We start from the raw sequence: 21,278 nt of genomic DNA, 5'->3' as shown, positions 1-21,278 counted from the left end.
TGTCGAGGCTGATCCGGCCAGCGGGGGGCCGGATCAGGCAGGATGCCGGGTCACGACCGGCCGAGAGACCACCAACCACGCCGCTTGGGCTTAGGGGATTCGTCCGCCTCCGGCTCGGGGGTGGCCTCTGCCAGCGCGGGCTCGGCCTCTTTCGGGGCAGCATCGCCGAGCGCCGCAGGTTCCGGCGCCGGCTCTGCCGCGCGTTGCGGCGCTTCGGTGGCCTGAGCTTCGGTGGCCAGAGCTTCGGTGGCCGGCGCTTCCGCAGGGGATTCTGCCGCTTCGGGCTCCTTTTTCTTGCGGGTGCGGGCCGCGGGTTTGCGCGTCCGTTTCGGCTTGGGCTTCTCCTCGGGGGCGTCGGCCGTGGCCTCCCCTTCGGGTTGAGCCGCGCCATCGGCCGGTGCTGCCTCTGCCGCCTCCGGTTCCGCCTTCTTGCGGCGGCTTCGGGTGGCGGGTTTGCGCGTCCGCTTGGGCTTTTCGGTCTCCGCTTCCGGCGCTGCCTCCGCTGCGGCCTCGGCGGACGGAACATCGCCCAGGGCTTCCGCTTCGCTCACCTGAGCGAGCTCCGCCGCGGGAGCGCTGGCCGGATCGACCTCGGGCGCTGCGGTCTCGGCGGTGGGCGCCTCGGTCACGGCATCGGCCTGCGCGGCTTCGGCTTCGGCTGCGGCCGGCTCCGCGCGGTTGGCGACAATGTCATCCCCTGAACCGTTGTCCTCTCCCGAACCGGGCTTGCGCCGACGCCGCCGACGCCGGCGCTTCTTGCGCGGCTGATCGTCATCGCCATTGGCGGCGGCAGCGGGACGGGCCTCCTGCTGCTCCTCGACTTCGGCGGCGGGGGCCTCGTCTTCCTCCACCTCCGGCTCGTTGTCGATCTTCTCCATCAGCGACATGTCGGCGGAGACGACATGCGTCGGCTCCGGCACGTTGCGGATCGCGGTCTTCAGCTTTTCCAGGGTGAAATCGGGGCTGACCAGATGGGGGTCGCCTTCGATCCGGACCGACAGGCCATACCGTGCCTCGATCAGGCCGACATGTTCACGCTTCTGGTTCATCAAGTAGTTGGCGATCCCGACCGGGCATTTCACCAGAACCTCGCGGGAGCGGCGGCGCACGCCCTCCTCCTCGATCTGGCGCAGGATCGACAGGGCCATGCTGTCATCCGACCGGATCAGACCGGTGCCGTGGCAGGCGGGACAGGGCTGGGTCGTCGCCTCGATCATGCCGGGGCGCAGACGCTGGCGGGACATTTCCATCAGGCCAAAGCCGGAGATCCGGCCGACCTGGATGCGTGCGCGGTCGGTCTTCAGCTTGTCCTTCAGCTTCTTCTCGACGGCGTTGTTGTTCTTGCGCTCGTCCATGTCGATGAAATCGATGACGATCAGCCCGGCCAAATCGCGCAGGCGCAGCTGGCGGGCGACCTCCTCGGCAGCCTCAAGGTTGGTCTTGGTCGCCGTTTCCTCGATCGAGCCTTCCTTGGTCGCCCGGCCGGAGTTGACATCGATCGCCACCAGCGCCTCGGTCACGCCGATCACGATGTAGCCGCCGGATTTCAACTGGACGGTCGGGTTGAACATGCCGCCCAGATAGCTTTCCACCTGGTAGCGCGCGAACAACGGCATGGATTCGGCGTAGTGGCGGACGTTCTTGGCGTGGGACGGCATGATCATCTTCATGAAGTCCTTGGCGATGCGGTAGCCGCGTTCGCCTTCGACCAGCACTTCGTCGATCTCGCGGTTGTACAGGTCGCGGATCGAGCGTTTGATCAGGTCGCCTTCCTCGTAGATCTTGGCGGGCGCAATGCTTTGCAGCGTCAGCTCTCGGATCTGCTCCCACATGCGCTGAAGATATTCGTAATCGCGCTTGATTTCGGATTTCGTGCGCTTGGCCCCGGCGGTGCGCACGATCAGCCCGGCGCCGGAGGGCACGTCGATCTCGGCCGCGATGGTCTTCAGCTTCTTGCGGTCGACGGCATTGGTGATCTTGCGGGAGATACCGCCACCGCGGGCGGTATTGGGCATCAGCACGCAGTAGCGCCCGGCAAGCGAGAGATAGGTGGTCAGCGCGGCGCCCTTGTTGCCGCGCTCTTCCTTGACGACCTGCACCAGAAGGATCTGGCGCACCTTGATGACTTCCTGAATCTTGTACCGCTTGGGCCGGGGTTTGCGCGGCGGTCGGATGTCTTCCTGATCGTCGTCATCGGCCACGGATTCGATGCTGGTGTCGCGGCTGGCGGCATCGCGGCCCCCGGTGCGCGGCTGGTCGTCCTCATCCTGGGTAATGTCGTCGCCGTCGGACTGGTCCCCGGCATCCTGACCGGTGGCCCCATCGTGCAGGTCCACGCCCTCGGCGTCACCGGTTTCGGTGTCGAAGGTTTCCATCCCCTCGATCTCGCGCGTTTCCACCGCATCATCGCTGTTGGCGGCTTCCGCCCGGGCGGGTTTGCGCGACCGGGTACGGCGGCGGGGTTTGGGCTTTTCGTCTTCCTCGTCGCGCGCCTTTTGCGCTTCGACAAAGGCGCGCTCTTCCTCCATCAGCGCCTCGCGGTCGGCGATGGGGATCTGGTAGTAATCGGGATGGATTTCCGAAAAGGCGAGGAACCCGTGGCGGTTGCCGCCGTAATCGACAAAGGCAGCCTGAAGCGACGGTTCGACCCGCGTTACCTTTGCCAGGTAGATGTTGCCGGCAAGCTGGCGCTTGTTCTCCGACTCGAAATCGAATTCCTCGACCTTGTTTCCGTCGACCACCACGACGCGGGTTTCCTCCGCGTGGGTGGCATCGATAAGCATTTTCTTGGGCATGTTTTCCATTTGCACAACGACAGCGCCCCGGGGCCAGGCGGCTCCTCGGGACGGTCGGCGTGTCTGTCAGGGGCGAGGTGGGCGGCGGCATGGCAACTGGCAAGACGGCCGCATCCGGCCCTGTCCTTGCCTGTCACGATTTCTGCGCGCCTCATCGCGTTTCTTCTCCGACGGCGGCCTCGTTCTCTGGGCACGCCGCCCATTCAGGACCCTCCCCCTGTCATACGGCCTGCAACAGGCGGGGTCGGGCGTATCGCAAACCCGTTTCCGGGTTCAATCGGTCCGGTGCGGCGAAGGAGGTTACTCCGTTCCGCCCGCATCCGGCGAAACTCATGGGTCCAGTCCGAGGACATGGGACCATTCGGAAATCATACGGCGGTCGAACGGGCAAACACAATGGCAAAAATGCCGTGCCCCGCGCGGCACGGCGCCTTGTGCCCGTGCGCGGGTCAAAACCGGAGCCACCCGCCAAGGCAGAGCACCACGCCGCACCACTCGCCCCTCAGGTGTCAGGCACCGACCGGTCCCTGTCGCCATTCCGCAAATCCGGGGGGACATTGACCCGCAGGACGACCCACAGCAGCAGCGCCCCTGCCCCCCGTCCCCCTCGGACCCGAGCGACGCATCGCCCTGTCCGGCCCCCATTGAAATCCCCCCGCCCGGGCGCTATATCTGCCTTGTCCGGCAACGGACTATGGACATAAACGCGCTCGTAATACGCGGATCGGACCCGGGGGCGGTACCCGGCGGCTCCACCAAACATCCTTTATTGGGGGATCATGGGGCCGAAACAGGATCGACGAACGTCTAAAGGGGTTTGCTTTGTCTCGGTGAGTTACCACCGTTATCGGTACGCTAAGCATAATTGCCAATAACAATCGTGCTCCGATGGCTCTGGCCGCGTAAGCGGTTCGAGTTATCGAATCTTAAGTCCTTGCGCTTAGCCGCGTAAGGCGGGGTTCGCAGGTACCTGGCAACAGAAACCTGCACTCCTCCCTTCTTTCCTGCACAATTTCGCGCCGCCCGGTTCGGCGGTTTTTCCCGTGCGCCGAGGCACCTCCGCATGTCCGGCCCGCACCCTTGCCCCGCAGGTGTTCAACGGCCCCGGCATGCCACCCGTACCAAGGCCCGGCGGGCGTCGTATGGTGCCCCTGGTGGTCGCGTGGGCTGGTCCTTCCCGGATTTTCCGGCTAGGCAATTGACCAAAGGGGGGGAGCGGCTTCCGTTTTGGATCGAATCCCCTATGCTCAATCGAAAGACCGACGGGGTTGACCCATGTCCCGATCCATTGACTACGGAAATCTGATGCACCGCGCCATGCGCGGGTTGATCCAGCAGGTGCTGGAAGGCGTGGCCGCAGACGGCCTGCCTGGCGCGCATCATTTCTTCATCACCTTCGACACCACCCACCCGGAGGCCGAACTGGCTGATTGGCTGCGTGATCGCTACCCGCTGGAAATGACCGTGGTCATGCAGCATTGGTACGACGACCTGCAAGTCACCGATGCCGGGTTCGGCGTGACGCTGAATTTCGGCGACAGCCCGGAGCGGCTGTTCGTGCCCTTCGACGCGCTGCGCACCTTTGTCGATCCCTCCGTCGAATTCGGCCTGCGGTTCGAGACCCAGGACAGCGGCGAGGACGAGGAGGACGATGCCGACATCACCGAGCTGCCCATCCCGCCGGACGCCGAAGCCCAGCCCGAAACCGCGCAGGACGAGACGGAAGATGCAACCGATCGGGCGGAGGGCAAGGACGCCGAAATCGTCTCCCTCGATTCCTTCCGGAAGTAATCCCGCCTGATCTTTGGTGCCTGGTCGGCACGCCCGCTCTTTCCCGAAGCGCGGCAAAGCCGCCCGCCCCCCGACAGGCCGGTCCCTGCCCATATCGGCGGCTGGGGCCGGGGCGGCCCTTCCCTTGGCCTGACCTCGCCCTATCATCGGTTGCGATGAAATTTTTGTAAAACGGGTCACAAGGGCCTTGTCCGTCTCACACGCTTGGCCTTTCTCTCCCCGTATTCGCGTGGACCAAGAGGGGGTATGACCATGGCAAGCGATTTTACGGTTTTTCTGGGCGAGATGATGCGCAACCCCAGGGAGGTGTCCGCAATCGCCCCCTCCTCCGCCGCCGTCGCCCGGAAGATGACCGAAGGGGTCGAGGACGTCGAAGGCCCGATCCTTGAAATCGGGCCGGGCACCGGGTCGTTCACCCGCGCCATTCTTGACCGGGGCGTCGCGCCCGAACGGCTGATCCTGATGGAGTTGAATCCCCGTTTCTGCGAGGAACTGCGCCGCAAGTTCCCCGGTGTCCGTGTGCTGAACCAGCCCGCGCAGGAGATCGAGGGCATCGGCGTCACCAACCTGGGCTGCGTGATCTCCGGCGTGCCGGTGCTGGCCCGGCCGCAGATCCAGCGCGAGGTCGTGGGCAACGCGTTCAAGGTGATGTCGCGCGATGGTGTCTTCGTGCAGATCACCTATTCCCCCAACGCCCCCATCCCCGAGGACGTGCAGGCCGACATGGGTCTGACCGCCCGCAAACGTGGCACCGTCTGGGCCAACCTGCCCCCCGCACGCGTCTTCGAATTTCGTCGCAAGGTGCAATAACCCGCCACCGGTGCCACCATCGGGGCCGCCGCCAGCGCGGCCCGCGCTTCCCCGGCCGCTCCGTATGACGCACGCTAACAGCCCGCCGCCCGATTGCGCGTGCCGGGCCAAGGGCCTATAGCCTGTGCGACGTCCTAAACCGGAGTGTGACACGATGACCAACACCCGCACCGAAAGCGACAGTTTCGGCCCGCTTGAAGTCCCCGCCGACAAGTATTGGGGCGCGCAGACCCAGCGTTCCATCATGAACTTCCCCATCGGCTGGGAGAAGCAGCCCGTCGCCATCGTGCGCGCCCTCGGCGTGGTCAAGAAGGCCTGCGCCCAGGCGAACAAGGCCAGCGGCGCGCTGGATGCCACGCTGGCCGATGCCGTCATTCAGGCGGCGGGCGAAGTCGTCGACGGCAAGTTCGACGACAACTTCCCGCTGGTCGTCTGGCAGACCGGGTCCGGCACCCAGTCGAACATGAACGCCAACGAGGTCATCGCCAACCGCGCGATCGAGATTCTGGGCGGCACCATCGGGTCCAAGGATCCGGTGCATCCCAACGATCACTGCAACATGGGTCAATCCTCCAACGATACCTTCCCCACCGCGATGCATATCGCCACCGCCATGTCGGTGCGCGACGTGCTGCTGCCGGGGCTTGAAAAGCTGCTCGCCGGGCTGGATGCCAAGGCGGCGGAATTTAAGGATATCATCAAGATCGGGCGCACCCATACGCAGGATGCCACCCCCCTGACATTGGGTCAGGAATTCTCGGGCTATGCGCATCAGATCCGGCAGGGCATCGCCCGGATCAAGGCCACGCTGCCCGGCATCTACGAGCTGGCGCAAGGCGGCACCGCCGTGGGCACCGGGCTGAACACCCGCGAAGGCTGGGGCGAGACGGTCGCGGCCAACATGGCCGAGATCACCGGCCTGCCCTTCGTGACCGCCCCCAACAAGTTCGAAAGCCTGGCGGCGCATGACGCCATGGTCTTTACCTCCGGCGCGCTGGCGACGGTTGCGGGGGCGATGTACAAGATCGCCAACGACATCCGGTTCCTGGGCTCCGGCCCCCGCTCTGGCCTGGGCGAGTTGATCCTGCCGGAGAACGAGCCGGGCAGCTCGATCATGCCGGGCAAGGTCAACCCGACGCAGGCCGAGGCGATGACCCAGGTCGCGGCCCATGTCATGGGCAATGACGCGGCAATGAAATTCGCCGGCAGCCAGGGCCATTTCGAGCTGAACGTCTACAACCCGATGATGAGCTACAACCTGCTGCAATCCATCCAGCTGCTGGGGGATGTGGCCGACAGCTTTACCACGCGGATGCTGAACGGCATTCAGGCCAACGAGGCCCGGATCGAGAAACTGATGACCGAATCCCTGATGCTGGTCACCGCGCTGGCGCCGACCATCGGCTACGACAACGCCACCACCGTGGCCAAGACGGCGCACAAGAACGGCACCACCCTGAAGGAAGAGGCGATCGCCCTGGGCTTTGTCGATGCCGAAACCTTTGAAAAGGTTGTCCGCCCCGAGCAGATGATCGGCCCCAAACCGGCCTGATCCCGCAGGGACGGATGGTGATGCAAAGGCCCGGTCCCACTGGACCGGGCCTTTTCGCGTGATAGGATGCCGTCATGAGCACGCCCGTGAACCTGAACCGTTTCCGCAAGGACAAGGCCCGCGCCGCCAAACGCGCGGCGGGCGATGCCAATGCGGTCAAGTTCGGCCGCACCCGCGCCGAACGCCGGCAGGACCGCGCCACGGCCGAGGCTGCGCAGCGCCATCTGGACGGCCATCGCCGTGATGAGGGTGCCGATACGGACGACAAGGGCAACGCCGCCCCGGACGACCGCGACTGACGTGGCCCGCCGCCCGGAGAAACATTCCCTGACCCTGCGCAGGCACCGCACCTCCGTCTCTCTTGAGCCGGAATTTTGGGCTGAGTTTCGGCGTATTGCCGCGGACAAATCCATTGCGATCAATGCATTGGCTGCCGAAATTGATGAAGCCCGCGGGGTGGAGATCGGCCTGGCCTCCGCCATCCGGCTTTACGTACTGGCCGAGCTTAAGGCCAGGGGATGAGCGTCGCGATTCTGCTGTTGGCCGCCGGGTCCGCATCGCGGATGCGCGGGGGGGACAAGCTGCTGGAGCATGTGGCAGGCGGCCCCCTGCTGGCGCGTATCATTGCCCAGGCGATGCAGGTCGCGCCGGTTTTCGTCACCCTGCCCTGTCCGCATCATCCCCGCGCCGCCTGTCTGCCCGCCGGTGCCACGCCGGTGATCGTACCCGACCCGGCCGAAGGGATGGGCGCGTCAATCCGCGCCGGTGTCGCCGCGCTGCCACCGGGCATCGCGCCGCTGCTGGTCTCTGCCTGCGACCTGCCAGAACTGACGGCGTCCCATTTCGCCGCCATCCGCGATGCCGCCCGTGCCGACCCGTTGAATATCCACCAGGCGCGCCATGGCGCGATTCCCGGCCACCCGGTGGCCTTTCCCGGCGATCTTCTGGCCGAGCTGCGCACCCTGAAGGGCGACAACGGCGCGCGCAGTGTGATCCGCGCCCATCGCGACCGGCTGCACCGGCACGAGCTGGGCCGCGCCGTGGTCACAGATCTGGACACCCCCGAGGATTGGAGCCGCTGGCGGCAGGAATAGGCCCCGCATCACCCCGCCACCCGCATTTCGAGCCGGGACCGCAGCCAGACATCGCCGCCGCCGACAGCCTACCCACCCCCAGAAACCGCAAGGGCCCGAACCGCGCTTGGCGATCCGGGCCCCTGCCTGTTCGGATTGGGGGGTCAGCGTGCCAGAAGGACCGCCTCGTGCTTCTTCAAGGTCCGGCGCGCAGCCTTGTAGGCCTCCTGCCCATGGCGTTCGGACAATTCGGGGAAAAGATCAAAGATCTCGTTCCGCTGGGCCTGCCCCATACCGTCAAGTGTCAGTTCGCCGGGCTGGAAACTTTCGGTCCAGGAGCCGTTGGACAAAACGCATTCGTGCTGATCGAACATGAAGTGGATGTAGCTGGCCGATGACGTCTCCACCCGGTCGACCCCCTTCAGCCCGGTCAGATGCTTGGCCGCGACCAGAACTTCGCGATCCTCGAAATAGAGCGCGGTCTTGTCATTGTTGATCAGCACCCGGTGGTTCGGGCTGACCAGCATGTCGCTCTCCGGCAGACCATGGCCCAGGCTGCCCTTCTGGATCAGCACCGGTTGCAGATGCTCCAACCGCAGCATGTCCTGACCGTGCAGATCCTTGCGCCCGATCCAGCGGATCTGTTGCAGGCCGTTGTCGCGGGTGATGATCCGGTCGCCTTCCTGCAGGGCTTCTACCGGAACCTCGCCACGCGGCGTGGCGATCAATGTTCCGGGGGTAAAGCAGGGGATGATCTTCTCGATATCCTCGAACCGGGCGGTGCCGGTTTCCAGCCCGTCACTGCCGAAGAAGCGCAGGGTGCCGTCTTCGGGGTCGGCGTCATACTCGATCTCGATCCGGCCACCGTCGGGGGCGCTGCCCGTCAGGTCGAGGATGTCGTAATCGTCGCCCGAGGAACCGCCATCGATGAATTCCCCGACATCGGCGCCAAAGATGCGGTCCTGCCCGCCGCCGCCATAGATGCTGTCGGTGCCTTCGCCGCCATACAGGGTATCCTCGTCGATCCCACCTTCCAGCGTGTCGTCACCGCTGCCGCCATACAGCATGTCGTCATCGTCGCCGGTGCGGATCAGATCATTGCCCGCGCCGCCATAGACGGTGTCCAGATCGTTGTCCTGCACCGGATCGCCGACGGGTTTGTCGCCATCGATGTCGGGCGCGTTGCTGTAATCGAACGTATCGTTGGATGCGTCGATCACGTCATCGCCGGAATTTCCGTGGATCTCGTCCGAGCCATGGCTGCCGATGATGACATCCGCCCCCTTGCCGCCTTCGACGTAGTCGTCATCGATCCCGGCATTGATGCTGTCCTCGCCGGAGCCGCCATAGATCGTGTCGGCATCGTCGCCGGTGATGATCGTGTCGTTGCCCTCGCCCCCCAGAACGGTATCCATGCCGTCCATCGTGTTGGGGTCGCTGTCAAAGCCGAACAGCGGGAATTTCGGATCATCGCCCACGTAATCGGAGAACGCGTCGATCCCCGCGACGATGCTGTCGTCGCCCGATCCGCCCTCGATGTAATCAGATCCCAGGGTGCCTGCGCCCGGCAGGCCGGGGATATCGGTGCTGAGACTGCCGTCGATCGTGTCGTTGCCGGCGCCGCCGTAGATCTCGTCCGCGTCCAGCCCGCCGTCGATATGGTCATCGCCGTCGCCGCCGTAGATCGTGTCGGCGTCGTCGCCGGTGATGATCGTGTCATTGCCGATCCCGCCCATGACGGAATCGCGGTCGTCATCCGGCGCGCCGTCCACCGGGATGGCCGGGAAGGTGACGTAATCGTTCAGCGGCACATTGCCGTCGCGGGTGTCAATCAGGTCATCGCCGCTTTGCCCCAGGACGGTATCGCTTCCGGCGCCGCCATAGACCGTGTCGTCGCCAGCCCCGGCGGTGATCTCGTCGTCGCCGCCATAGGCTTCGACCAGATCGTCATCGCCGCTGGTCGGGTCCAGCGCGTCGTTGGCGTCAATCCGGTCGCCCTCAGGATCGCCGGTATAGCCGATGTCGATCGTGTCGTCGCCATCCGTCCCTTCGACGATGCCGTCCAGCGCGGGCTTGTCCACCGTGATGCGCACCACGGCCGTATCCGTTCCGCCCGCGCCATCGCTGACCGTATAGGAGAAACTGTCGCTGCCGGAAAACCCGTCGGCGGGGGTAAAGCGCAGCCCGCCGCTGGCATCCAGCGCCACGGTGCCACCGTTGGCGGAGATGGCGTCAAAGCTGGCGACGGACAGGGTGTCGCCGTCCACATCGGTATCGTTGCCCAGCACGGGCACCACCACGGCGGTTTGATAGCCGGTGCTGGCGGTATCGTCATTGCCCACCGGATCATCGTTCACCGGCGTGACCGTGACCGTCACGCTGGCCGTATCGGTGCCGCCATTCCCGTCACTGACGGTGTAGGTGAAACTGTCCTCGCCGTTGAAATCATCGTCGGGCGTGTAGGTGACCGTACCGTCGGCATTGATCGCGACGGTGCCATTTGCGCCGTCTGTCACGCTCTCGACCTTCAGCACGTCACCGGGATTGCTGTCGCCGTCATTGTCCAGAACGTCGATGGTCACGGGGGTGTCTTCGTCGGTCGTGGCCGTGTCGGCCATGGCGTCCGGGTCGTCATTGTCGGTCAGCACGTTTTCGATGTTCTCGAACCGCATTGTGCCGGTCGGCTTGCCATCCGCGTCATAGAAGGTGACGGTGCCGTTCTCGTTGTTGTCGACGTCATAGGCCACGGTCAGCGGCCCGGCCCCGGTCAGGTCCAGCGTGTCGTTGTCGTCTCCACCTTCCGAGCCGTCGACATAATCGCCCACATTGCCGCCGCGGATCACGTCGGCATCATCGCCGCCGACGATGTGGTCTTCGCCCGACCCGCCGGTCAGCGTATCGTCGCCCCCGTCGCCGTAAAGCGCGTCATCGCCCGATCCGCCCTCCAGCACGTCATTGCCATCTTCGCCTGTGGCGACCGAGGGTTCGTTGAAGAACAGGTCGGTGATATTCGCCTCGGAGGTCGAATTGCCGTCCTGCTTGTGCAGGATTTCCAGCTTGGTCACCGGGCCGGGAATGTTGACCAGCACGGAATTGTAATCGTCATCGTCCGATCCGTAGCTGGCCCCGGCCTTGAACAGCACTTCGCCATCGCTGCCGTTCCCGTCCAGCGTGGTGATGTTGCGGCCGGTATCGATCTGGATGTCCACCGGCTCGCCATCAGCGCCCCAGGCCTTCACCCAGATCTTGGAATTGTGATCCACGTCGTTCACGCGGAACGCCAGGTCGGTCACCCCGGCGGAGAAGCCCCATTCGTAGGTGGCGCTTTCGTTCTTGGAATCCAGCCGCGACTCGAGGGAGGAACAATGCTCCGCCCCGGCATCCAGCCCCTCGACATTCTGGCGATCGGTGACGAACTTGGTCGAAGGTGTCTTGTTGGTATGGGTGATCGTGTAATCGACCTGCACATTGCCGGTATTCAGGGTGGCGGAGGTCAGAACCTCCTCCCCGTCCAGCGTGCCGGAACCGTTGGTATCCGGCAGATCGGTCCAGGAAAACACGACGCGATCGCCCGCCGCGCCGCCATCTTCACCGTCGTCGCCATGAATCACGTCGTCGCCAGCGCCGCCGGTCAGGCTGTCATCGCCCGCATTGCCGTAGATCGTGTCGTTGTCGGCACCGCCATGGACGGTATCTTCGCCCTGGTCGCCGAACAGGCGGTCATTGCCGGAACCGCCTTCGATCAGGTCGTCGTCATAGGCATTGGGCGGGTAGCTGTCGATGGCGGAGGTCACGGCGCTTGCGTTCCCGGAGGGCGCGGAGGAAGCAGGCCGGTCGCCATAGATCGCATCGTCGCCAGCGCCGCCATACAGATCGTCATAGCCGCTGCCGCCGTGGATCGTGTCATCGGCTGCCTGGCCCAGGACGGTGTCCTGACCGGCCCCCGCGATCACGAAATCCTCGTTCCCCGTGCTGGGAGACACGGCATCATTGGCGTCGATGCGGTCCCCCTGCGGATCGCCGGAATAAGTCCCGTCGATCCGGTCGTTGCCATCCGTCCCCTGGACGATCCCGTCGCGCGGATTGTGCGATTTGGTCATCTTTGTTCACCCTCTTTGCCCATCCGGACCATTCGGGCCCTTCCGGCGTTGCAGCGCGGTGCGCGCGCCGCACACCATCAACAGTCCCAACCATGTGTCGCGGTGGAGGATGCGTCCCGCCCGTCCCGGTCGGGACCAGGTCTTCGGGCAAAGGGGCACGGCCCGGCAAAAATTCTTGCCGGTGACCCGTCTTGCCACGGGTTGCGCATCCGTCCGGATACATGTCGTCGTGAAGGCCGCCCCACGGCCATCTGTTGCCCCCCAGTCGGGCAAGCCTGTCTTACCCTTCGGTCAGCCTGTCACAAAGTGGAAAGCGTCAACTTTGCGGCCACTTGCGGCCCAAGCCCACCCGTTTTTCGCCATATTTGCGCCACATTCCGCCGGTTCTTCGCGTCGATTGTTTCCGCCGCGTTCGCAAGGAAATTCGGCCTTCACCCTTTCTGCACATAAGGATTTACGGAAATTCCGGCCTGCATCCTGTGACGGGGATCATTTCCAAAACAGAAACAGCGCGACGCCGCAGCCGGGCCCCGAGGGCCGGACGCCACGATACGGCGCACGCGATCACCCGAAGCGGTTCTGTTCGGGATCAGGAACCAATTCCGCGCGTTTGCGACGATTGGTTCCGCGCGCCGCGGCCACCGAGCCCATTTCCGCCGAATCACTCAGCGGTCGCCTGCATATTCGGCCAAGTGCTGGCGACCCTGCATATCCCCTCGACGCATCCGCACAGGTGCCGCGCCCGAACCTATACGAAAGAGCGCCCGCATCCCCCTTGCCAAGGGTCACGGCCCAAACGCCCGCACTGTCGGTAGAAACCGCGCCAGAACGGCGGCGAACAGCGCCGGGCGCCGGGCCGGAAACCGGCGCGGCGCGTGTCAGCAGATTGTCGGAAAAGGTGGTACCCGAGGCCGGGCTCGAACCGGCACGCCCGTTAAGGCAACGGATTTTGAATCCGTCGTGTCTACCATTCCACCACTCGGGCCCGTCAGAATGCAGGGCGGTGTTACCTCCGCCGCGCCGCCCCGTCCAGAGGGAAACGCGGAGAACTTGACCCCTCGCGTCGGGCGTGGTCTTTGGACGGCACCGGAAAACGCCCCGCCCACCGGGGACCACACCAACGGGCGGAGCGGCCACATGATCAGGCGGATGTATGACTGGACCCTGCGCATGGCGGATCACCCCCATGCCCTTCTGGTCCTGGCGCTGGTCTCCTTTGCCGAAAGCTCCGTCTTTCCGATCCCGCCGGACCTGCTGATGATTCCGATGATCCTGGCCCGGCCCGACCGCGCCTTCGTGATCGCGGCGGTAGCCATGGCAGCGTCGGTCGTCGGCGGGCTGCTGGGCTATGCCATCGGCGCGCTGGCCTTCGAGGGGATCGGCCAGCCGATCCTGCAATCGCTGGGCAAGGCCGACGCCATGGCGGACTTCAACGGCCGGTTCAACGACGCCGGGTTCTGGGCGGTGCTGGGCGCGGGGATCACGCCCTTCCCCTACAAGGTGATTACCATCATGTCGGGCTGGACGGGGATGCCGCTTGCAACCTTCGTCGCCACCTCGGTGCTGGCGCGCGGACTGCGATTCTTCATCCTGGCCGGGCTGCTGTGGAAATTCGGCTCTCCCATTCGTGATTTCGTCGAACGGCGCCTGGCCCTTGTCTTCACCGTGTTCTTCGTGCTGTTGCTGGGCGGATTTTTGGCGATCAGGATGTTGTGATGAACCGAACGCTTGCCCTTCTTGCCACGCTCGGCTCTGTCGCAGTGCTGGGCGGCGCCCTGGCCTTTCAACATATCGGCGGGCTGGCACCCTGCGATCTGTGCATCGACCAGCGCTGGCCCCATGCGGCGGCGATCGCCATCGGGGTGATCCTGCTCGCCACCGGCCAACGCTGGCTGGCCGGGCTGGGCGCGCTGGCTGCGCTGGTGACCTCTGGCATCGGCGCCTATCATGCCGGTGTCGAACAAGGCTGGTGGGAAGGTCCAAGCACCTGCACCTCCTCCAACCCGGGAACTCTGACCGCCGATCAGCTGTTCGACCAGATCATGGCGGCACCGCTTGTGCGCTGTGATGACATCGCCTGGCAATTCCTCGGGCTGTCGATGGCGGGATGGAATGCGCTGCTGTCGCTGATCCTCGCCGTGCTCTGGATCGCGGCGGCCCGCCGGGGCTGACGCGCGACGCCCTGCCCCCTTCGGGCCGAAATACCGCCGCCGGAGGCAGGCACGACCCGCCCGACAGCGCTCCGCCGCAGCCCTGGGCGCGGGCCGTGCCAGCCGCCAGCGCTCTGGTCCACCCGCTCCCCCGGACAAAAAAGGGGGCCGCCCGAAGGCGACCCCGCATCACAGGTACAATGTCACTCGTTCCCTGGGATATCTGTTTGGCTGTTCAGCCCGCTCCGCTCACCCGGCCTGGCCGGAGGGCAACAGCACGCGGTCGATCACATGCACCACGCCGTTGGACTGATCCACATCGGCGGTGGTCACGGTGGCGATGCGACCGTTTTCGTCTTCCAGCTTGATTTCTCCGCCGTCCATATAGGCGCTCAGCGTGCAGCCGCCGACGGTCGGCACGGGGTGACGGCCGCCGTCATCCTCGATCATGCCGGCGATGTCGGTCGAGAATGCCTCGGCGGAGACAACGTGACAGCCCAGGATCTGTTGCAGCTGCGCGACGTTCTCTTCCATCATCAGCTGGTTCAGCGAGGATTCGGAGATCATTCCGAACGCATTGTTGGTCGGCGCGAAGACGGTGAAGGGGCCGGCGCCCATCAGCGTGTCGGCCATGCCGGCGGCCTTGACGGCGGCGACCAGCGTGGTCAGGTTCGGCGCCTGGGAGGCGTTTTCGGCAATCGTCATGTCAGCCATCATCGGCGCCCCGCCGACGGTGGGGTTATCCTGTGCGGCTGCCATCGACATGGACCCGATCAGTGCGGCGCTGGCCAGTGCGGTTGTCTTGAACATCTTGCTCTCCTTGCATCTTGCGGTGCCGGGCGATCTTGCCCGTCGCTATGCCCAGAGTTACGAAGCCGGGGCCGGGTCGGTTTCATAAAAACCCGGAATTCCGTCAAAAACCCGGCCAATGCACGGAGAAACGGGGAAAATTTGCGGCAATTGCGGGTCGGTCCAATTGCGCGTTCAGATTGGAAATTCGGGCCACCGACGCGCAAAAACACCGGCCCCGCCCTACCGGACCCATTGACTTCCCGCCTCTCCCCGAGCGAAGCGGTACACGCCCATCGGTCAGCGACAGCACCACTCAGACAATTCCCGATGCCCCCGCTCAGCCCGGCAGGGTAACGATCAAGGCGCCGCGATCGGTGGCCACCAGCGTGTGTTCATATTGCACGACCGGTGCCGGAGGGGTGCCATAAAGGGTCCAGCCGTCGTCACCCTCCGTCGCCTGCATGGCCCCGGTGGACAGGAACGGCTCAACCGTCAGGACCAGCCCCTTGTTGATGCGACGGGTGTCACCACGGGTGGGCCAGGTCGCAATCTCTCCGGGGGCTTCATGCAGGGACCGGCCAATGCCGTGGCTCGCCAGATTGCGGATAAGGGTATAGCCGCATTGCGAGGCAAAGCGTCCGATGGCCTGCCCGATCCCCGCCAGGGGCCGGTCCGCGCCGACCTGCGCGATGCCGATCCGCATGGCGCGTTTCCCGTCGCGGCACAAACGGTCCTGCGAAGGTTTCACCGGAGGCACCCGAAAACTGGCGCCGGTGTCGGCGAAATAGCCTGCCTTGGAGGCGGAGACGTCGATATTCACCAGATCCCCGGCTGCGATGATCCGGTCACCGGGAATGCCATGAGCAACTTGCTCGTTCACGCTGATGCAGGTGGCGCCGGGGAAATCATAGCACGACTGCGGGGCGGAGACGGCGCCCGCCCGGTCCAGCAGGTCGCGCCCGATCTCGTCCAGCTCTGCCGTGGTCATGCCCGGTTCCAGCGCCGTGGCCATGGCTTGCAAGGTATTCGCGACGATCCGACCAATCGCTTTCAGGCCGTTCAGTTCGTCTTCGTGCGTGATGGTCATCCAAGGCCCCTTTGCATCCGTTCCCCGACGTCTACCGCAGGTCGGGAGGATTGTCCCACCCGTTGGACCACCCGAATGGCTGGCCTTCTCACGAAGCCCCCATCACCGCATTTTCCTGCCCATGGAAAAAGGGGCCCCGGAGGGCCCCTTGAGTTTGAAAGACCGGGCTCCTTCTACGAACCGCCCGAGGTTGCTGCCTGTGTCCCGGTCTTCCCAAAGGGCGGCGCACCGCCCTCTTGTCCTGTCTGTCTCAGCTGCACCCGCTGGTGGAGCCGCAGGTGTTGCACTTCATGCAGGTGCCGTTGCGCACCAGGGTATAATTGCCGCATTCGCCGCAGGCCTCCCCTTCGTAACCCTGCATCCGCGCCTTCACGCGGGCATCGACGCCGGTGGCCGTCCCGCCGGACACTGTCCCGCCGGAAAGGGCCGTCTCACCACCTGTGGCCGGAGTGACGGTGCCGCGCTGCTGCACCGCCTCCGCCAGGCCCGCGCCGCCGTTCATCACGATCAGCTCCTGCGGCAGCCGCTTGCGCAGATAGCCGGTAGAGCTGATCTGTTTCAGCACTTCCAGCGACCGGTTCGCCGCGCCCTCACTGACTTCCCGGATGTTGGACACGCCTTCGTCCTCGCCGCGGCCCAGCTCATCAAAGGAGGCGCCTTCAGGCTTCACATGGGCCAGATCCGTCCGGTCCAGATAGCTGACGGCCAGTTCGCGGAAGATGTAATCCAGGATAGAGGTCGCGTTCTTGATGCTGTCGTTGCCCTGCACCATTCCCGCCGGTTCGAACTTGGTGAAGGTGAAGGCATCGACAAATTCCTCAAGCGGCACGCCATATTGCAGGCCTACGGACACGGCGATGGCGAAATTGTTCATCATCGCGCGGAAGCCGGCACCTTCCTTGTGCATGTCGATGAAGATCTCGCCAAGCGACCCGTCCTCGTATTCGCCGGTGCGCAGATAGACCTTGTGCCCGCCGACGCTGGCCTTCTGGGTGTAGCCCTTGCGCCGTTGCGGCATCTTTTCCCGGTGGGAGCGGATAATCTCCTTCACCACCACCTTTTCCACGATCTTTTCGGCCAGCACCTGCGCCTTTTCCTGCGGGGTGCCGGTTTCCAGGATCTCGGCGGCCTCGTCGTCATCCTCGATCAAGGCAGCGGCCAGCGGTTGGCTCAGCTTCGATCCGTCGCGATACAGGGCATTGGCCTTCACCCCCAGCGACCAGGACAATTCGTAGGCCCGTTTGCAATCCTCGATCGTGGCGTCGTTGGGCATGTTGATCGTCTTGGAGATCGCGCCCGAGATGAAGCTTTGCGCCGCCGCCATCATGCGAATGTGGCTGTCCGTGGACAGGAACCGCTTGCCGCGCTTGCCACAGGGGTTGGCGCAATCGAAGATGTTCAGATGGGCCTCGGCCAGGTGCGGCGCGCCCTCCAGGGTCATGGTGCCGCAGACATGGTCATTGGCCGCGTCGATTTCCGCTTTGGTAAAGCCCAGATGGCGCAGCAGGTCGAAAGTGGGATCGTTCAGCTTGTCCGCCGGAATGCCCAGGGTCTTGGTGCAGAATTCCTCTCCCAACGTCCATTGGTTGAAGACAAAGCGGATGTCGAAGGCCTGGCCCAGTGCGGCATCGACCTTCTCCAGCTCTCGTGTGCCGAACCCGTGGCCGATCAGCGCCGTGTGGTTCACGCCGGGCGCATTGCCGATGGTGCCGTGACCCACGGCATACCCGATGATCTCCTCGATCTGGGCGGAGCCATAGCCGAGTTTTTCCAGCGCCGCGGGCACCGATTGGTTGATGATCTTGAAATAACCACCCCCGGCCAGCTTCTTGAACTTCACCAGCGCGAAATCCGGTTCGATCCCGGTGGTGTCGCAATCCATGACCAGCCCGATGGTGCCGGTGGGCGCGATCACCGTGGCCTGCGCGTTGCGGTAGCCATGCTGCCGGCCCAGGCGCAGCGCCTCGTCCCAGCTGGCGCGCGCCACCTGGACCAGTCGCTGATCGGGACAATTGGTGTGGTCCAGCGGCACCGGTTTCACCGCCAGCCCGTCATATCCATCTTCACGGCCGTGCGCGGCGTTGCGGTGGTTGCCGATCACCCGCAGCATGTGCTGGGCGTTGCGCGCATAGCCGGAGAAGGCGCCCAGCTCGGCGGCCATCTCGGCGGAGGTGGCATAGGCCACGCCGGTCATGATCGCCGAGAGAACGCCACCCAGGGCCCGGCCCTCGTCACTGTCGTAGCCATAGCCCATGTTCATCAGCAGCCCGCCGATATTGGCATAGCCCAGACCGAGGGTGCGGAAATCATAGGACCGCTGGGCAATCTCCCTGGACGGGAATTGCGCCATGGTGACCGAGATTTCCAGCGTCATGGTCCACAGCCGCGTGGCGTGGATGTAATCTTCGACCTGGAATTCCCCGTCCTTGAGGAAAGTCAGCAGGTTCATCGACGCCAGATTGCAGGCGGTGTCGTCCAGGAACATGTATTCCGAACACGGGTTCGACCCACGAATGGCACCGTCTTCGGGGCAGGTGTGCCAGGCGTTGACCGTGTCGTGGTACTGGATGCCCGGATCGGCACAGGCCCAGGCGGCATGGCCGATCTGTTCCCAAAGCTCCCGTGCCTTGATCGTACGGGCGACGGTGCCATCGGTGCGGCGGATCAGCTCCCAATCGCCGTCAGTTTCGACTGCGCGCAGGAAGGCATCGGTGACGCGGACGGAATTGTTGGAATTCTGCCCCGAGACGCTGGCATAGGCCTCGCTGTCCCAATCGGTGTCATAGGTCGGAAACTCGATGCTGCCATAGCCCTGGCGCGCGTAATCCAGCACGCGTTTCACGTAGGTTTCCGGGATCGCCGTCTTCTTGGCGCTGCGAATCGCGGCTTTCAGGGCGGTGTTCCGCGCCGGATCGACGGCCGCGTCTTCGGCACCATCCCAGTTGCGGATCGCGGTGAAAATCTCGTTCAACCGCTGCTCGTGCATCTTGGAGCCGGCAACGATGGAGGCGACCTTCTGCTCCTCCTTCACCTTCCAGTTGATGTATTCCACGATATCGGGGTGATCGGCATCGACGATCACCATCTTGGCCGCGCGCCGCGTGGTGCCGCCCGACTTGATCGCGCCCGCCGCGCGGTCCCCGATCTTGAGAAACCCCATCAGCCCCGAGGATTTGCCCCCGCCCGACAGACGCTCCCCCTCCGCCCGCAGGGAGGAGAAGTTGGTGCCGGTGCCGGAGCCGTACTTGAACAGACGTGCCTCGCGCACCCACAGGTCCATGATGCCGCCTTCGCCCACCAGGTCGTCGCCGACGGACTGGATGAAACAGGCGTGGGGCTGCGGGTGTTCATAGGCGGATTTGGATTTCGTCAGCTTGCCGGTGCGGTAATCGACGTAGTAATGACCCTGGCCCGGGCCGTCGATGCCATAGGCCCAATGCAGGCCGGTGTTGAACCATTGCGGAGAGTTCGGCGCCGCGCGCTGCGTCGCCAGCATGAAGCGCATTTCGTCGTAATAGGCGCGGGCATCGGCCTCGGTGGTGAAATATCCGCCCTTCCAGCCCCAGTAGGTCCAGGCCCCGGCAAGCCGGTCGAACACCTGCTTGGCGGAGGTCTCGCCGACCCGCTCAACCTCGTCGGAAGCAGGAACAGAGCGCCACAGAAATTCCGGCACATCCTTTTCACGGACCGGTTTCACCTGCGCGGGCACGCCGGCCTTGCGGAAATACTTCTGCGCGATCACGTCGCTGGCCACCTGGCTCCAGCTGGCAGGAACCTCCGCGGCGTCCAGCCGGAATACGACGGTCCCGTCGGGATTGCGGATTTCGGATGCCGTGGTCACAAAGTCCAGCTGCGCATAGGCGTCCTGGCCGGCCGTGGTGAATCTGCGTTCAATCTTCATGGTCAACTTGCCCCGGTCTCTTGTTTTCAAGGGCCGGTGCGCGCCATGGCGGCCGCCCTGCCCGTTTTTGCTGTCCGCGCGGTTCCCGGTCGACATGTTCATCCCATCCCTGCCTGCGAAGCGGCATGGCGGCCGGTGAAGACCGACAAGATCGAACTGAACCCGTTTTCCCGAGGGAGCACTATATGTAGTGGACTTTCCCGCAGACCATCGCAATTTGCGGTAAAAATTCTCCAAACTCAATCTGAAAAATTTGCCAATTTTCGGTTGACCGAGTTGTTCACAGCCGCGCCGATTCCCCCACTGGCTGTGGATATTGAAAAACGCTTTTCTTTCATGGGATTTGCTCGCCATGCTCAGGCAAAACATCCACAGGGCGACCTGTTGCGCCGGGGACGCGCCCTGCGGATGTGAGGGAAGGCCATGCGCGATACGGCGCCGGTTTGCGTGCGAAATGACCACAAGATGTAGCGGCTTCCGGCGCGCATTCATCGCCACGACACAATCACGAGGGCGGGACATCTCCCGCCCCGGGCGGTGAGTCGCCGGCGTCAAATCTCGAACGATGTTGAAAATGGTCGGGGCGGCGAGATTCGAACTCACGACCCCCTGTACCCAAAACAGGTGCGCTACCAGACTGCGCTACGCCCCGAACCGATGCCGTCTTTAGTGCGGCTGGCGGGAATTGAAAAGGCCTATCGTTCAGCGCAGGGCCAAGCGGCCTGCGATTGGTCAATCTCCGGGTGGCGCAGCTGCGTGCCCTCGGTGATGCCCATGGCCCGCGCCAGCCCGCCATTGATCTCCAGCACGTATTGCGAACCCGCAGGGCCCGGCAGGCCGGTTTCATCCAGAGGCTGCGCCTCGTGAGCGATGCCCCGCACGGTGCCGGTCGCGTCGATGTAAAGGATATCCAGCGGGATCAAGGTGTTGCGCATCCAGAATGAAATGACGGGCTGCGGATCGGGATAGAGGAACAGCATCCCGGCGCTGCGCGGCATCTCCTCGCGGAACATCAGCCCCCGGGCGCGGGATTCGCCGTCATCGGCCAGTTCCACCCGGAATCGGGCGCTGCCGAAATCGCCGCGCAGCTCCACCCGGTCGACGCGGCAGGCGGCCGAAGCCGCGCCGGCGGACAGTGCCAGCCCGACCAGGCCCGCAATAACACCAAGATGTCGCATGGTCCGTTCTCCTCGCTTGGCCTGACCCTGCCGCCTGACATTTCGGCCC

At 64.6% G+C, this 21,278-nt stretch carries 15 protein-coding genes, 2 tRNA genes and 1 other RNA gene; 10 read left to right on the top strand and 8 right to left on the bottom strand.

Annotated elements, in window-relative coordinates; all coding sequences use genetic code 11:
- Positions 1-50: 50 nt before the first annotated feature.
- Positions 51-2,795, bottom strand: a complete 2,745-nt coding sequence (locus tag G5A46_RS13300) for an Rne/Rng family ribonuclease (protein WP_163850057.1) — start codon at positions 2,793-2,795, stop codon at positions 51-53.
- Positions 2,796-3,435: 640 nt separating this feature from the next.
- Here G5A46_RS13300 and ssrA point away from each other — a divergent pair.
- From ssrA to G5A46_RS13265, 7 genes are all read left to right on the top strand, one after another.
- Positions 3,436-3,786, top strand: a transfer-messenger RNA (tmRNA) gene (ssrA, locus tag G5A46_RS13295).
- Between the two features lie 284 nt (positions 3,787-4,070).
- Entirely contained in the window at positions 4,071-4,586 is a 516-nt protein-coding gene (locus G5A46_RS13290; protein ID WP_163850055.1) for an SspB family protein, read from the top strand.
- A 252-nt stretch (positions 4,587-4,838) separates the two neighbouring features.
- The gene (locus G5A46_RS13285; RefSeq protein WP_163850053.1) at positions 4,839-5,396 is read left to right on the top strand and encodes a class I SAM-dependent methyltransferase; all 558 of its coding nucleotides are present in this window, start codon (positions 4,839-4,841) and stop codon (positions 5,394-5,396) included.
- Between the two features lie 154 nt (positions 5,397-5,550).
- Entirely contained in the window at positions 5,551-6,948 is a 1,398-nt protein-coding gene (gene fumC / locus G5A46_RS13280; RefSeq protein ID WP_163850051.1) for a class II fumarate hydratase, read from the top strand.
- A 74-nt stretch (positions 6,949-7,022) separates the two neighbouring features.
- The gene (locus tag G5A46_RS13275; protein WP_163850049.1) at positions 7,023-7,247 is read left to right on the top strand and encodes a DUF4169 family protein; all 225 of its coding nucleotides are present in this window, start codon (positions 7,023-7,025) and stop codon (positions 7,245-7,247) included.
- A 1-nt stretch (position 7,248) separates the two neighbouring features.
- Positions 7,249-7,470, top strand: a complete 222-nt coding sequence (locus tag G5A46_RS13270; RefSeq protein ID WP_204318757.1) for a ribbon-helix-helix domain-containing protein — start codon at positions 7,249-7,251, stop codon at positions 7,468-7,470.
- Complete coding sequence (locus G5A46_RS13265; RefSeq protein WP_163850047.1) at positions 7,467-8,042, top strand: nucleotidyltransferase family protein; 576 nt, start codon at positions 7,467-7,469, stop codon at positions 8,040-8,042. Before G5A46_RS13270 ends, G5A46_RS13265 begins: the two co-directional genes overlap by 4 nt.
- 143 nt (positions 8,043-8,185) lie before the next feature.
- Here G5A46_RS13265 and G5A46_RS13260 read toward each other — a convergent pair whose 3' ends face one another.
- Together G5A46_RS13260 and G5A46_RS13255 are read right to left on the bottom strand one after the other, a co-directional pair.
- Positions 8,186-12,121: a Hint domain-containing protein gene (locus G5A46_RS13260; protein WP_163850046.1), complete on the bottom strand. Its 3,936-nt coding sequence runs from the start codon at positions 12,119-12,121 to the stop codon at positions 8,186-8,188.
- A gap of 899 nt (positions 12,122-13,020) precedes the next feature.
- Positions 13,021-13,106: transfer RNA gene (locus G5A46_RS13255), tRNA-Leu, on the bottom strand.
- Between the two features lie 152 nt (positions 13,107-13,258).
- Between G5A46_RS13255 and G5A46_RS13250 the strand changes: the two genes are divergently transcribed.
- Positions 13,259-13,837 carry a YqaA family protein gene (locus G5A46_RS13250; protein WP_163850045.1) on the top strand — a complete coding sequence of 193 codons (579 nt, stop codon included), beginning with the start codon at positions 13,259-13,261 and terminating at the stop codon, positions 13,835-13,837.
- Positions 13,837-14,292 (top strand): disulfide bond formation protein B, encoded by a 456-nt coding sequence (locus G5A46_RS13245; RefSeq protein ID WP_163850044.1) that lies wholly within the window; start codon positions 13,837-13,839, stop codon positions 14,290-14,292. The genes G5A46_RS13250 and G5A46_RS13245 overlap by 1 nt, the downstream gene beginning before the upstream one ends.
- Before the next feature lie 228 nt (positions 14,293-14,520).
- Here the strand turns inward: G5A46_RS13245 and G5A46_RS13240 are convergent, their stop codons facing one another.
- The 3 genes from G5A46_RS13240 to G5A46_RS13230 form a co-directional block, all read right to left on the bottom strand.
- Entirely contained in the window at positions 14,521-15,081 is a 561-nt protein-coding gene (locus tag G5A46_RS13240) for a fasciclin domain-containing protein (protein WP_163850043.1), read from the bottom strand.
- Positions 15,082-15,400: 319 nt separating this feature from the next.
- Positions 15,401-16,150 (bottom strand): type I methionyl aminopeptidase, encoded by a 750-nt coding sequence (gene map, locus G5A46_RS13235; protein WP_163850042.1) that lies wholly within the window; start codon positions 16,148-16,150, stop codon positions 15,401-15,403.
- A 250-nt stretch (positions 16,151-16,400) separates the two neighbouring features.
- Positions 16,401-20,051 (bottom strand): vitamin B12-dependent ribonucleotide reductase, encoded by a 3,651-nt coding sequence (locus G5A46_RS13230; RefSeq protein WP_163850041.1) that lies wholly within the window; start codon positions 20,049-20,051, stop codon positions 16,401-16,403.
- Between the two features lie 45 nt (positions 20,052-20,096).
- On the opposite strand from G5A46_RS13230, the gene G5A46_RS13225 reads away from it, so the two are divergent.
- Entirely contained in the window at positions 20,097-20,465 is a 369-nt protein-coding gene (locus tag G5A46_RS13225; RefSeq protein WP_163850040.1) for a hypothetical protein, read from the top strand.
- Between the two features lie 161 nt (positions 20,466-20,626).
- Here the strand turns inward: G5A46_RS13225 and G5A46_RS13220 are convergent.
- Together G5A46_RS13220 and G5A46_RS13215 are read right to left on the bottom strand one after the other, a co-directional pair.
- A tRNA-Pro gene (locus G5A46_RS13220) sits at positions 20,627-20,703 on the bottom strand.
- Positions 20,704-20,746: 43 nt separating this feature from the next.
- On the bottom strand, positions 20,747-21,229 hold the full coding sequence (locus G5A46_RS13215; RefSeq protein ID WP_163850039.1) for a DUF192 domain-containing protein: 483 nt from the start codon (positions 21,227-21,229) through the stop codon (positions 20,747-20,749).
- Positions 21,230-21,278 lie beyond the last annotated feature (49 nt).

This window comes from Pseudooceanicola aestuarii, from assembly GCF_010614805.1.
Lineage (GTDB): Bacteria > Pseudomonadota > Alphaproteobacteria > Rhodobacterales > Rhodobacteraceae > Pseudooceanicola > Pseudooceanicola aestuarii.
The sequence above is the reverse complement of the archived record's forward strand: the minus strand, read 5'-3'. Positions and strand labels throughout refer to the sequence as shown.